This is a genomic window from Caulobacter sp. Root343 (assembly GCF_001425745.1).
Classification (GTDB): domain Bacteria; phylum Pseudomonadota; class Alphaproteobacteria; order Caulobacterales; family Caulobacteraceae; genus Caulobacter.
This window is the reverse complement of record NZ_LMDF01000012.1, coordinates 308-12,819: the sequence shown is the minus strand read 5'-3', so window position 1 is coordinate 12,819 and position 12,512 is coordinate 308. Positions and strand designations below refer to the sequence as shown.

Below are 12,512 nucleotides of genomic sequence, written 5' to 3'. Positions count from 1 at the left end.
CTCGCCTCAATGCGAACGCCCCCGGATTTGGAGCGGGGGCGCTGGACTCGATCTATACGCCAATCACGCGAGCGGGTCGATGCGACTCCTCGGCGTTTCACGTGAAACACCCCCGCCACAGCTGTGAGCGCTCTGTGGACAACATGGGGACCATTTTACGTGGGACATCACTTGCCGATGCAGAAGGTCGAGAAAACCCGGCCCAACACATCCTCCGGGTCGACCCGCCCGGTAATCTTTTCCAGGGCGCGGGCGGCCAAGCGAACGTCCTCGGCGGCCAGTTCCACCTCCAAGCCGACATCGGACAGCGCGCGGGCGAGATAGCCCCGAGCCTCGCTTAGTCGTTCAGCGTGTCTAAGGCGGGTAGCGGCCGGAAACTCCGCCCCGGACAAGGCGTCCGCGATATGAGCGGCCAGGGCGGTGCGAAGAAGGCCGACGCCATCTTCGGAGCGCGCTGAAAGACGGGTTACAGAGAGCCCCTTTCCGCGCCAGAAAACCTCGGAGGTTTCCAGTTCGGCGGGCTCAGCGATGTCGGCCTTGTTCAGGATCAGCCAGTCGCCCGGCCGAATAGCCTCTTCAAGCTTCACTGTATGTTTCACGTGAAACCCATCGATCACCCAAAGCCTTAGGTCAGCATCCTCAGCCCAGGCCCGAGCCCGACGAACGCCCTCCGCCTCGATCACGTCCGCGGTTTCGCGGAGCCCCGCCGTGTCCGCGACCAGCACCTTGTAGCCGCCGAGCACCAGCGGAACCTCGATGACATCCCGGGTCGTACCCGGCGTGTCGGTGACGATGGCCGCGTCGCGCTCGACCAGGCCGTTCAGTAAGGTGCTCTTCCCCGCGTTCGGCGCGCCGACCAGCGCGATCCGATAGCCGTCCCGCACGCGGCGGCCGCGCGCGACGTCATCGAGCGCCGCGTCGAGTTCGGCCCCGAGGATCCGCAGGCCGGGCCGGGCGCGCTCGGCCACTTCTTCCGGCAGATCCTCGTCGGGGAAATCGACCGCCGCTTCCAGCATGGCTAGGGACTGGACCAGCAGATCGCGCCAGCGCGCGTATCGCTGGCTCAGCGCGCCGCCCACCTGGCCCAGCGCCTGGCTGCGCTGCGCCTCGGTCTCGGCGTCGATCAAGTCGGCGACTCCCTCGGCCTGGGCCAGATCCAGCTTGCCGTTCTCGAAGGCTCGGCGCGTGAACTCCCCCGGCTCGGCTAGGCGCGCCCCTAAGGCCGACAGCGCTGATAGCAGCGCCTCGACCACGGCCCGACCGCCGTGCACGTGAAACTCGGCGCTATCCTCGCCGGTATAGCTGGCGGGGCCCTCGAAGCGCAGGATCAGGGCCTCATCCAGCTCGACCCCCTGGTGGCGGAGTCTGCGCAGCGCCGCCATCCTCGGCGCGGGCGCCCTGCCTACCAGAGCCTCGACGACCGACAGGGTCGCCGGACCCGAGACGCGCACCACGGCCACCGCCGCTCGCCCGGCCGCCGTGGCCAGGGCGAAGATCGTATCCGTCATCGTGTCAGTCGCGCTTGCCGACCGCCGCGCCGGCCGCCGCCGTCATCAGCTTGCGGAACTGCTCCTGAGCGCCCGTGCCGAACGCCATCCAGTTCTTCATCAGCTCTTCCGGCGCCAGCATGGCCATGTTGGCGTCCATCCGCGCCTGCATCTCCTTGACCAGGTGCTCGTTCAAAGCGCTGACATCCGGCAGGCCTAAAAAGCTCCGCGCTTCGACGGGCGTGCAGTCGATCTCGATCGTCATCTTCATCAGGAAGTTCCCTTCGGTCAGGGCACGATATTGTTATGGGCGTGGCCCGTCGGCGCAGGTTAGAGCGCTTTGGTCGAAAGTCACATTGGTCCCGCATCTGGGGGCCTGGACAGACGGAGAGCCCCGATGAGCGAGACCCTCACGATCACAACGCCCGACGGCGCGTTCGCGGCCTATGTGGCGCGGCCGCAAGCAGACAAGGCTCCGGCCATCGTGGTGATCCAGGAGATCTTCGGCGTCAACAAGGTGATGCGCGACATCTGCGACGGCCTGGCTTCCCAGGGCTTCGTCGCCATCTGTCCCGACCTCTTCTGGCGCATCGAGCCCGGTATCGACATCACCGACCAGAGCGACGCGGAATGGAAGCGCGCTTTCGAGCTGTTCAATGCGTTCGACGTGGACGCCGGGATCAGCGACATCGCCGCGACGATCACCGCGGCCCGCAAGCTTGACGGCGTCGACGGCAAGGTCGGCGCGGTCGGCTACTGCCTCGGCGGCCTGCTGGCCTTCCTGACCGCGACCCGCACCGACGTCGACGCCAGCGTCTCCTATTACGGCGTCGGCCTCGAGAAGCGGGTCGGCGAGGCCGAGAAGCTGAACAAGCCGCTGCTGATGCACATCGCGGAGAAGGACCAGTTCGTTCCGCCGGAGGCTCAGCAGGTCATCCTCAACGCGCTGAAGGATCATCCGCAGATCGAGATCCATACCTATGCCGGCCGCGACCACGCGTTCGCACGGGAGGGCGGCGCGCACTACGACGCGACTGATGCGGCCAAGGCCAACGGCCGCAGCCTGACCTTCTTCCGAAAGGTGCTCGGCCAAGGAGAGCAAGCCTGATGCTGGCGATCCAAGCCGTTCGCGCCGGCGGCCCCGAAGTGCTCGAGGCTGTCGACCTGCCGCTTCCCTCGCCCGCCGCCGGCCAGATCCTGGTTCGGCATCAGGCCGTCGGGTTGAACTACATCGACACCTATCACCGGTCGGGCCTCTACCCGCTGAAGATGCCAGCCGTCATCGGTCTGGAAGCAGCGGGAACCGTCGAGGCGGTCGGCGACGGGGTCAATCGATTCCAAGTCGGCGACCGCGTCGCCTATAACGGAACCATGGGCGCTTATGCCGAGGCCGCCGTCGTTCCCGCGGACCGGGCTGTGAAGGTTCCTGCAGACGTCCCGCTGGAGATCGCGGCGGCGGCCCTACTCAAGGGCATGACCGCCGAGTTCCTGGTCCGTCGGTGTTTCCACGTGAAACATGGCCATACCGTTCTGATCCACGCCGCCGCCGGCGGGGTCGGCCAGATCCTGGTCCAGTGGTGCAAGGCCTTGGGCGCGACCGTCATCGCCACCGTGGGATCCGACGCCAAGGCGGCGATCGCCCGCGACCTCGGGGCCGACCATGTCATCGACTACAGCCAGGAGGATGTGCCGTCCCGGATCGCCGAAATCACCGGCGGCCAGGGCGTGGCCGTGGTCTATGACGGCGTCGGCAAGGACACCTGGGACGCCAGCATGAAGAGCCTGGCCAAACGCGCCACGCTGGTCACCTTCGGCAACGCTTCGGGACCCGTCCCGCCGTTCGCGCCTCTGGAGCTGGGGGCCAAGTCGGCCTACGTCACCCGCCCTCGCCTGTTCGACTACATCGCCACGACGCAGGAATTGGATGAGAGCGCCGAGGCCCTGTTCGCGATGATCGGCTCGGGCGCGGTAAAGATCGACATCGGCCAGACCTTCCCGCTCGCCGAAACCCGCGCCGCCCATGAGGCGCTGGAGGGTCGGCGTACGACTGGCGCGACCCTGCTGATCCCGTAGGGCCAACGCGGTACGGCCAACAAAAAAAGGCGCCGGGTAGCACCGGCGCCTTTCTCGTATCCGGTTGAGTCCGTCTGGACTCAGGTGTTCATCGACTGGAAGAAGTCGCCGTTCGTCTTCGACTGGCGCAGCTTGTCCAGCAGGAACTCGATCGCGTCCGAGGCGCCCATCGGGTTGAGGATGCGGCGCAAGACGTAGGTCTTCTGCAGCTGGTCGCGCGGCGTAATGAGCTCTTCCTTGCGGGTGCCCGACTTCAGCACGTCGATGGCCGGGAAGATGCGCTTGTCAGCCACCTTACGATCAAGGACGATTTCCGAGTTACCGGTGCCCTTGAACTCTTCGAAGATCACTTCGTCCATGCGGCTGCCGGTATCGATCAGGGCCGTGGCGATGATCGACAGCGAACCGCCCTCTTCCACGTTCCGCGCCGCGCCGAAGAAGCGCTTCGGGCGCTGCAGGGCGTTGGCGTCGACGCCGCCGGTCAGCACCTTGCCCGACGACGGGACGGTGGTGTTGTAGGCGCGGCCCAGACGGGTGACCGAGTCCAGCAGGATGACGACGTCGCGCTTGTGCTCGACCAGGCGCTTGGCCTTTTCGATGACCATCTCGGCGACTTGCACGTGGCGCGTCGCCGGCTCGTCGAAGGTCGAGGCGATGACCTCGCCCTTCACCGTGCGCTGCATGTCGGTGACTTCTTCCGGGCGCTCGTCGATCAGCAGGACGATCAGGTAGCACTCGGGGTGGTTGGTCTCGATCGACTTGGCGATGTTCTGCAGCATGACCGTCTTACCCACCCGCGGCGGGGCGACGATCAGGCAGCGCTGGCCCTTGCCGAGCGGGGCGACGATGTCGATGACGCGGCCCGAGCGATCCTTGATGGTCGGATCGGGCAGCTCCATGTTCAAACGCTCTTCGGGATAGAGCGGGGTCAGGTTGTCGAAGTGGATCTTGTGCTTGACGTTGTCAGGCGCTTCGAAATTGATCTTGGCCACGCTGGTCAGGGCGAAGTAGCGCTCACCTTCGCGCGGCGAACGGATGGCGCCGTCGACGCTGTCGCCGGTGCGCAGGCCATACTTCCGGATCTGCGACGGCGAGACGTAGATGTCGTCCGGGCCCGGCAGGTAGTTGGCTTCCGGCGAGCGCAGGAAGCCGAAGCCGTCCTGCAGCACTTCCATGGTGCCCGACCCCGAGATCTCCACGCCTTCCTCAGCGAGGGTCTTCAGGATCGCGAACATCATGTCCTGCTTGCGCATGGAGTTGGCGTTCTCGACCTCGAAGGTCTCGGCGAACGCCAGCAGGTCGGCCGGGGATTTCTCCTTCAGCTCCTGCAGGGACATGGACTTCAGGCCCAGGGCCGCGACGGCCGCGGCGATGTCGGAGCCCTCGTCGTCGCCTTCGGCTTCAGTCGTGTTATCGGAACTCGCGTCGGCGGTCGTATCGACGACGTCCTCCGCGCTCTCTTCGATGGTCGCTTCTTCGGCGGCCGGGATGTCGTTTTCGGTTTCTTCGGTCATGACAAGACTCAAGTCAGGGCGCGGACCCCACGACGGAGTCCGGCCGGTAGAATTTCAAGGATCACGCCCGGCCACCCCATCGGAGCGGACCAGGCGAGCGCGTCGGTTGACGATGACGCGGATCGTTCGGGGGACGGACCTTGGAGCGGAACCGCTCGCGGGGCGCGCCAGGACGGGCGCCGGTCCGTGAAGAGAGGTACGGAATTTCCGAACCTCTTGGATGCAAACCACGCGGGGACCGGCGGGTCAAGCGCCGCCAGCCACACCTAGTGATTAAGGAACTTCGTCGTCACCGAGATGACGATGATGATCGCCAGCACGAACGGGATCTCGTTGGTCGCCCGCCAGAACTTTTCCGAGCGGGTGTTCTGGCCATTTTCGAACTTGCGGCGCGAGGCCGACAAGAAGCCGTGCCAGCCATAGAGGCCGACCAGGGCGACCAGCTTGGTGATCATCCAGGGCTGAGCCAGGAAGCTCCAACCGCGGATGGCGCTGTCGGCCAGGATCAGCAACAGGCCGAACAGCGCGGTCGCGATCGAGGCCGGGTTGATGATCAGCTTCAGGAGCTTGCGCTCCATGACCTTGAAGGTCTCGTCCATCTCCGAGCCGGGCGTGGCGCGCACGTGATAGACGAACAGCCGCGGCAGATAGAGCATCCCGGCCATGAAGGCGATGACCGAGAGGATGTGCAGCCCGCGCACCAGGTTGAAGTGCGCCACCAGGAAATCGATCACGCGCTAGCTCCTTCTCCGCACGGGCAGTTGGACAATTCCGGCCCGCAACGCCAGCCGCAGGCGGGCGCCACAGACCCTGTCTTCGCGATCGCCTCGGCCACGGACTTGGCCAGGCCGCCGATGAATTCCGGCGCGGCGCCCAGGGCGGGCACGCGGAGATAGGGCGCGACCCCAACCTCTCGAGCCAGCTCGGCGTATTCGTGATCCAGCTCGACCAGGGTCTCGACGTGCTCGGAGACGAAGGCGATCGGCGTGACGATCACGCCCTTCCCGTCCGCGCCGGCCCGGCGGATCTCGTCGTCGGTCGAGGGTCCGATCCACTTCATCGGCCCGACCCGGCTCTGATAGCAGACCGTCCAATCCAAGTCGGCCGGCAGCCGGGCGGCGACCGCCGCGGCCGTGGCCTCGATCTGCTTCTGGTAAGGGTCGCCGGCCAGAATGACCTTCTCCGGCAGGCCGTGGGCCGAGAACAGCAGACGGACGTTGGCCGGCGATCCGGCCTTCTCCCAGGTCTCGCGGATCAGCCGGACGTGGGCCGCGATCAGACCGTCTTCCGTTGGATAGCAGCAGACCGTCGTCTGGCGGCCGCCGCCCGAATAGGTCTCGCGCCAAGCTTTCAGGGACGAGCCCGTCGTGGTCGCCGAATACTGCGGATAGAGCGGCAGCAGGACGACCTCGTCCGGACCAAACGCTTTGACCGCCTTGGCTGTCTCACCGGTCAGCGGGTTCCAGTAGCGCATGGCGATGAAGCATTTGGCTTCGACACCAGGCAGGGTCCGCGCCAGCTCCGTTTCCAGCGTCCTCGCCTGTTTTTCCGTCTCCGGCAGCAGCGGCGAGCCGCCGCCCATGATCGCGTAGTTGGCCTTGGCGGTCTTCTCTCGCGTGGTGGCGATCAGGGCCGCGACCGGGTAGCGGGCGATCGCCGGCAGGCCGATGATGGCGGGATCGCGGAACAGGTTGAACAAGAACGGCCGCACCGCGCGCGGACCATCGGGCCCGCCGAGATTGAACAGGACGACGGCGAGCTTCCTGCTCACCGCGAAACGACCTTTTGACCGGTCACCCGCTCCAGCACCGCCTCGACGTGGGCGATCGGGGTGTCGGGCAGGATGCCGTGGCCCAGGTTGAAGATGTAGGGACCTTGGTTCCACTGTTCCAGCAGCTCGTCGACGCGCTTCAGCAGGGCGTCGCCGCCGGCCCTCAGCAGCAGCGGATCCAGTGCGCCTTGGATGGTCTTGGTTTTCTGGACCGATTGGCCGAGCTTGGCGCTGGCCTGGGTGTCGAGCGCGACGCCCTGGACCGGGGTCTGCGCGGCGTAGGTCTCGACCAGAGTCCCGGCCCCGCGCGGGAAGCCGATGATCGGCACGGTGACGCCGCGCGCCCGCAGCCCTTCGACGATCTTCGTATGCGGCTTGGTCACGAGGCGATCGAACAGCGGCTCGGACAGTCCCTCGGCCCAGCTCTCGAACAGCTTCAGGGCCTGGGCTCCGGCGTCGACCTGCATGGCCAGATAATCAATCGTCGACTCGACCAGAACCTGGATCAGAGCGTCCAGCTTGGCGGCGTTCTGGTAGGCGTAGGTCCGCGCGCCGCTGCGATCGCTGGAGCCGCCCTCGATCATGTAGGTCGCCACGGTCCAGGGCGCGCCGGCGAACCCGATCAGGGCCTTTTCAGGATCGAGCGCCGAACGAACCCGGGTCAGCGTCTCCCCGACGAGCGAAAGGGCCTTACCCGCCTCCCCGGCCTTTTCGGCCATGGACTCGATCGACGGCATTTCGCCCAGCTTCGGGCCTTCGCCGGCCTCGAACCAGACCTTCTGGCCCAGAGCTCCGGGGATCAGCAGGATGTCGGCGAAGACGATGGCGGCGTCGTAGGGAAACCGCCGCATCGGCTGCAAGGTGACCTCGGCCGCCTTCTCCGGATCGAAGCAGAAGCTGATGAAATCCGGGGCCGTGGCCCGCACCGCCCGGTACTCGGGCAGATACCGTCCCGCCTGACGCATGAACCAGATCGGAGGGTTCGTGTGCCGCTCGCCGGAAAGCGCGGAGAGAAACTTTGGGGTCTGGGCGGGAGACGTCATGGCTCGGGTTAAAGCCCGGCCCGAGCTTCGGCTCAAGTCCGTAAGACTCCTATCATTTCTTAATAAGAAATTAAGATTGAAGGAGGCTGTTGGAGGGCAACTGCATAGTGGGGAAAACCCCTGACAGGCGAGTGACTCCCACACCCGATCCGCCTTTGCTCCCAAGCCTTTCCCACATGTGGTTAAGGCTTTGTTAATCATGTGGACGCCTTGGCAGGCCGTTGAAGACCTTAATGAAATCTTAATGCGAAACGGCGCGCGAAAGTGTCGTCGCGAGACTCGTCCCCGGTCTTTGGACAGCCGGGATTCAGACTTCGGGGGATGCGGGGCGCGCCTGGGGATGATACGCGAGCAATGCGACCGTTGATCACAGCGGCGCCATGTCACGACGCCGCCGAGGCCCTTTGGCGCCCGGGCGTCCCCAGAGGCAGGGCAAGTGGTTAAGCAACCGTTAACGGATGATCCACAGGAGAGTCTGGGGCAGGGGGAAGCCGAACGGCTGCCGCCGCGCTTCGCCACGTACTTCCATATCCACCTGGTTTCGGATTCCACGGGCGAGACGCTCAACGCCATGGCGCGCGCGGTCTGCGCCCGGTTCACCGACATCCTACCCATCGAACACATCTACGCCCTGGTCCGTTCCACCCGGCAGCTGGACCGGGCGCTGGAAGAGATCTCCGGCGCGCCGGGCGTGGTCATGCATACGATCGTCGATCCGGGCCTGCGCGCCGCGCTCGAGGAAGGCTGCCGGCGGCTGGAAATGCCCTGCATCGCCGCCCTCGATCCGGTGATCAGCGCCATGTCGCGCTATCTGGGCGCGCGGATCTCGACCCGGGTCGGGGCCCAGCACGCCCTGACCAACGACTATTTCGACCGGATCGAGGCCCTGGACTACGCCATCGCCCATGACGACGGCCAAGGCGGCCAGGACCTGACCCAGGCCGACGTGATCCTGGTGGGCGTGTCGCGGACGTCCAAGACCCCGACCTGCATCTATCTGGCCCATCGGGGCGTGCGCGCCGCCAATGTGCCGCTGGTCCCGGGCCGGCCGCCGCCGCCAGAGCTGTTCGAGCTGAAGAACACCCTGATCGTCGGCCTGATCACTTCGCCCGACCGGCTGATCCAGATCCGCCGCAACCGCCTGCTCTCCCTGAAGGAGAACCGCGAGAGCGACTATGTCGACGGCGACGCCGTGCGCCAGGAGATCATCGCCGCCCGCCGGCTGTTCGAGCGGATGAACTGGCCGGTCATCGACATCACCCGCCGCTCGGTCGAGGAGACGGCGGCGGCGATCATCAACCTGCTGTCGGGCGGCCGCGGCAAGGTCGAGGTCCTCGGATGAGTTCATCGGTTCCGGTCACCCTGGCGTCGAAGAGCGCGGCCCGTCAGATGATCCTGAAGAACGCCGGCGTCGCCTTCGAGGCGGTTAGCCCTGGCGTCGACGAGGACGCCGCCAAGGCGTCGTTGCTGGCCGAGGACGTGACGCCGCGCGACGTCGCCGACGCCCTGGCCGAGATGAAGGCGGTCAAGGTCTCGGCCCGGCGGCCCGGCCTGGTGATCGGCGCCGACCAGACGCTGGACCTTAAAGGCCGGCTGATCGACAAGGCCGAAAGCCTGACGGAAGCCCGCGAACGCCTGCTGGAGCTGCGCAGTCAGGTCCACAAGCTGCACTCGGCCGTGGTCGTGGCCCGCGACGGCCAGCCGATCTGGCGGATCGTCGAGAGCGCCAAGCTGACGGTGCGCCCATTCAGCGACGCCTGGCTCGACGCCTATATAGAGCGTCGCGGCGAGGCCCTGCTGTGGTCGGTCGGCTGCTACGAGCTGGAGAGCGAAGGCGTGCAGCTGTTCAGCCAAGTCGACGGCGACTATTTCACCATCCTGGGCCTGCCGCTGATCGGCCTGCTGGATTTCCTGCGTCTTCACGGAGCCCTCGCGGCATGAGTTCGAATATTTCGGGCGCCGCCATCGTCGGCGGTGTCTGCGGCGCGCCGATCCGCCACTCGATGAGCCCGCTGATCCACAACGCCTGGATCCAGGTCGCCGGGCTCGACGCCGCCTATGTGCCGTTCGCCCCGCGTCTCGAGGACTTCGAGACCTTCGTGGGTGGTTTCCGGGGCGCGGCCATTCGCGGCCTCAACGTCACGATCCCCTTCAAGGAAAGAGCGTTGGCGGCCGCCGACCACGCCAGCGACCTGGCCAGGATGGCGGGCGCGGCCAACCTGCTGATCTTCGAGGCCGACGGCTCGATCCATGCCGACAACACCGACGGCCCCGGCCTGCTGGGCGCGATCGCCGAGCAGGCGCCGGGCTTTTCGGTGTCGGCCGCCCCGGTCGTTATCCTCGGGGCCGGCGGCGCGGCGCGGGGCGCCACCGCCGCCCTGCTGCTGGCCGGCGCGCCCCAGGTGAGGATCGTCAACCGCACCGTCGCCCGCGCTCAGGAACTGGCCGACGCGTTCGGCGACAAGGTCGTGGCGGCCGGCGAGGCGGATCTGCCCCGCCTGCTGGCCGACGCCGGCCTGGTGATCAACGCCACCTCGCTTGGCCTCGGCGGCGGCGAGGGTCCGGCGGCCGACCTGGCCCTGACGCCGGAGACGGCCGTGGTCATGGACATGGTCTACAAGCCGCTGCGCACCGAATTTCTGCGCCGGGCCGAAACCGCCGGCCGCCGCACGGTGGACGGTCTGGAGATGCTGCTGCGTCAGGCGGTCCCCACGTTCCAACGAATGTTTGGCGTGGCCCCGCCGGCCGAGGTCGACGCGCGGGGCCTGTTGCTGCGCATTCTCGGCGAGGCCTGAACCATGCTGGTTCTCGGCCTGACCGGCTCGATCGGCATGGGCAAGTCGACGACCTCGGCGATGTTCCAGGCCGAAGGCGTGCCGGTCTACGATTCCGACGCCGCCGTCCACGCGCTCTACGCCAGCGGCGGCGCGGCCGTGGCCCCGGTCGAGGCGGCGTTTCGCGGCGTGGTGGTCGACGGCGCGATCGACCGGGCCAGGCTCAGCGCGGCGGTGGTCGGCAATTCCGAGGCCCTGGCCCAGCTGGAGGCGATCGTCCACCCGCTGGTCGGCGCCCACCGGATCGGTTTTTTCGAAAAGGCCGAGGCCGAAGGCCGTGACATCGTCGTGCTCGACATCCCCTTGCTTTACGAGACCGGCGGCGAGAAGAAGGTCGACAAGGTGGTGGTGGTCTCGGCCCCGGCCGACGTCCAGCGCCAGCGGGTTCTGGCCCGGCCCGACATGACGCCGGCGAAGTTCGAGGCCATCCTGGCCCGCCAGACGCCCGATGCCGAAAAGCGCGCCCGCGCCGACTTCGTCATCGATACGGGCCAAGGGCTGGACCATGCGCGGGACCAGGTCCGCGACCTTCTGACTCTGTTGAGAACTTCCCGCTCCGCTTGAAGCGGCCCTCGAAGCGGGCCATTGAAGGGCATGGCCCGGGAAATCATCCTCGACACCGAAACCACCGGCTTCGATCCTAAGACGGGCGACCGCCTGGTCGAGATCGGCTGCATCGAGGTGGTCGACTTCATGCCGACCGGCCGCTCGTTCCACGAATATTGCGACCCGCTGCGCGACATGCCGGCCGAGGCCGAGAAGGTCCACGGCCTGTCCGGCGCCTTCCTGGCCGGCAAGCCGAAATTCCACGAGATCGCCGACAAGTTCATCGACTTCGTCGGCGACAGCGTCGTCGTCGCCCACAACGCCGCCTTCGACCGTTCGTTCGTCAATTTCGAGCTGGAGAAATGCGGCCGCGCCCCGATCGCCGAAGAGCGCTGGATCGACACCCTGGCCATGGCCAAGAAGCGCTTTCCGGGCATGTACAACTCGCTCGACGCGCTGTGTAAGCGGTTCAAGATCAGCCTGGAAAGCCGCGACAAGCACGGGGCCCTGATCGACGCCCACCTGCTGGCCGAGGTCTATCTGGAACTGCAGGGCGGCAAGGAACGCGCCCTGGAACTGACCCACGCCGTTTCCGCCATGGCGATCTCGGCCGCGGTGCAGGGCTCGTATGGGTCTCGCCCCCGACCGCTCGCGCCCCGCTCGACCGACAGCGAGCGCGAGGTTCACGCCGCCTGGATCCGCAAGAACTTCAAGGACAAGGCGCTGTGGTTCGAGTTCGGGGTCGTCGCGGCCGAGGGCTAAGGGTTTTCGCCATGCGCGCTCGGCTTCACGCGGCTCGCCGCTGAAGTTGGTGGGGAGGCGACGGAGCGGCCGGGCGAACCCGGAGACCGTGATGGTTTGTGTGTTTCGGCTCGGACGACCGCTCCGCCAGGCTGTTCTCTGCCGTGAGGACGGCGGGCGTGAGCGTTGTCTGCTCGGGCCTCCGCTACCCCCGGACGGGCGTGGACCAACTGGATCGGCTACGTCTCCAGCTCGGCGATCCACGATAGGCGGCTTGTACGATCACCGCCCTGTCGTTTCGCCGCTCGGCCTTGTCCCGACAAGTCCGCCACCCACGTGCGCTCCTAAAGAGTAAGCCACGCGACCTGACGAGCCAGCCGGGGACCCAACGGCGCCCCCGCTCAGCCTATCCCCATCGCCGCTTCGGGCCGGATCCAAGCGCCCTCCCCTTGCGACGGGGACAGCGATGATTGTGCRGGGGTTTTGAACGCGGATCATTCAGA

The 12,512-nt window shown here is 66.8% G+C and carries 13 protein-coding genes; 7 read left to right on the top strand and 6 right to left on the bottom strand.

Translation table 11 applies throughout. The features are described 5' to 3' along the window. Positions 1-167 precede the first annotated feature (167 nt). Together mnmE and ASC70_RS23385 are read right to left on the bottom strand one after the other, a co-directional pair. Positions 168-1,508, bottom strand: coding sequence for a tRNA uridine-5-carboxymethylaminomethyl(34) synthesis GTPase MnmE (gene mnmE / locus ASC70_RS23390; RefSeq protein WP_056055370.1), 1,341 nt, complete (start codon positions 1,506-1,508; stop codon positions 168-170). Positions 1,509-1,512: 4 nt separating this feature from the next. Continuing rightward, entirely contained in the window at positions 1,513-1,758 is a 246-nt protein-coding gene (locus tag ASC70_RS23385; protein WP_047413852.1) for a DUF6489 family protein, read from the bottom strand. A gap of 126 nt (positions 1,759-1,884) precedes the next feature. On the opposite strand from ASC70_RS23385, the gene ASC70_RS23380 reads away from it, so the two are divergent. Both ASC70_RS23380 and ASC70_RS23375 read left to right on the top strand, forming a co-directional pair. Beyond that, positions 1,885-2,595, top strand: a complete 711-nt coding sequence (locus tag ASC70_RS23380; RefSeq protein ID WP_056055367.1) for a dienelactone hydrolase family protein — start codon at positions 1,885-1,887, stop codon at positions 2,593-2,595. Then, the gene (locus ASC70_RS23375) at positions 2,595-3,560 is read left to right on the top strand and encodes a quinone oxidoreductase (protein ID WP_056055364.1); all 966 of its coding nucleotides are present in this window, start codon (positions 2,595-2,597) and stop codon (positions 3,558-3,560) included. The genes ASC70_RS23380 and ASC70_RS23375 overlap by 1 nt, the downstream gene beginning before the upstream one ends. A gap of 80 nt (positions 3,561-3,640) precedes the next feature. Here the strand turns inward: ASC70_RS23375 and rho are convergent, their stop codons facing one another. The 4 genes from rho to hemE all read right to left on the bottom strand — a co-directional run bounded on the left by rho (position 3,641) and on the right by hemE (position 7,888). Continuing rightward, positions 3,641-5,074, bottom strand: a complete 1,434-nt coding sequence (gene rho, locus ASC70_RS23370) for a transcription termination factor Rho (RefSeq protein WP_047413855.1) — start codon at positions 5,072-5,074, stop codon at positions 3,641-3,643. Between the two features lie 266 nt (positions 5,075-5,340). After that, the gene (locus ASC70_RS23365) at positions 5,341-5,808 is read right to left on the bottom strand and encodes a CopD family protein (protein ID WP_056055361.1); all 468 of its coding nucleotides are present in this window, start codon (positions 5,806-5,808) and stop codon (positions 5,341-5,343) included. Then, entirely contained in the window at positions 5,805-6,845 is a 1,041-nt protein-coding gene (gene hemH / locus ASC70_RS23360; protein WP_056055358.1) for a ferrochelatase, read from the bottom strand. Before hemH ends, ASC70_RS23365 begins: the two co-directional genes overlap by 4 nt. Next, on the bottom strand, positions 6,842-7,888 hold the full coding sequence (gene hemE / locus ASC70_RS23355) for a uroporphyrinogen decarboxylase (RefSeq protein ID WP_056055355.1): 1,047 nt from the start codon (positions 7,886-7,888) through the stop codon (positions 6,842-6,844). The genes hemH and hemE overlap by 4 nt, the downstream gene beginning before the upstream one ends. 436 nt (positions 7,889-8,324) lie before the next feature. On the opposite strand from hemE, the gene ASC70_RS23350 reads away from it, so the two are divergent. Genes ASC70_RS23350 through dnaQ form a run of 5 tightly spaced genes read left to right on the top strand, consistent with a single transcriptional unit; the run spans position 8,325 to position 12,030 of the window. Then, positions 8,325-9,230 (top strand): pyruvate, water dikinase regulatory protein, encoded by a 906-nt coding sequence (locus ASC70_RS23350; RefSeq protein ID WP_047413858.1) that lies wholly within the window; start codon positions 8,325-8,327, stop codon positions 9,228-9,230. Further along, complete coding sequence (locus ASC70_RS23345) at positions 9,227-9,829, top strand: Maf family protein (RefSeq protein ID WP_056055352.1); 603 nt, start codon at positions 9,227-9,229, stop codon at positions 9,827-9,829. The genes ASC70_RS23350 and ASC70_RS23345 overlap by 4 nt, the downstream gene beginning before the upstream one ends. Then, positions 9,826-10,683: a shikimate dehydrogenase gene (gene aroE, locus ASC70_RS23340; RefSeq protein ID WP_056055349.1), complete on the top strand. Its 858-nt coding sequence runs from the start codon at positions 9,826-9,828 to the stop codon at positions 10,681-10,683. Before ASC70_RS23345 ends, aroE begins: the two co-directional genes overlap by 4 nt. Positions 10,684-10,686: 3 nt before the next feature. After that, positions 10,687-11,286, top strand: a complete 600-nt coding sequence (gene coaE, locus ASC70_RS23335; RefSeq protein WP_056055346.1) for a dephospho-CoA kinase — start codon at positions 10,687-10,689, stop codon at positions 11,284-11,286. A 30-nt stretch (positions 11,287-11,316) separates the two neighbouring features. Further along, the gene (gene dnaQ / locus ASC70_RS23330; RefSeq protein ID WP_047413890.1) at positions 11,317-12,030 is read left to right on the top strand and encodes a DNA polymerase III subunit epsilon; all 714 of its coding nucleotides are present in this window, start codon (positions 11,317-11,319) and stop codon (positions 12,028-12,030) included. Positions 12,031-12,512 lie beyond the last annotated feature (482 nt).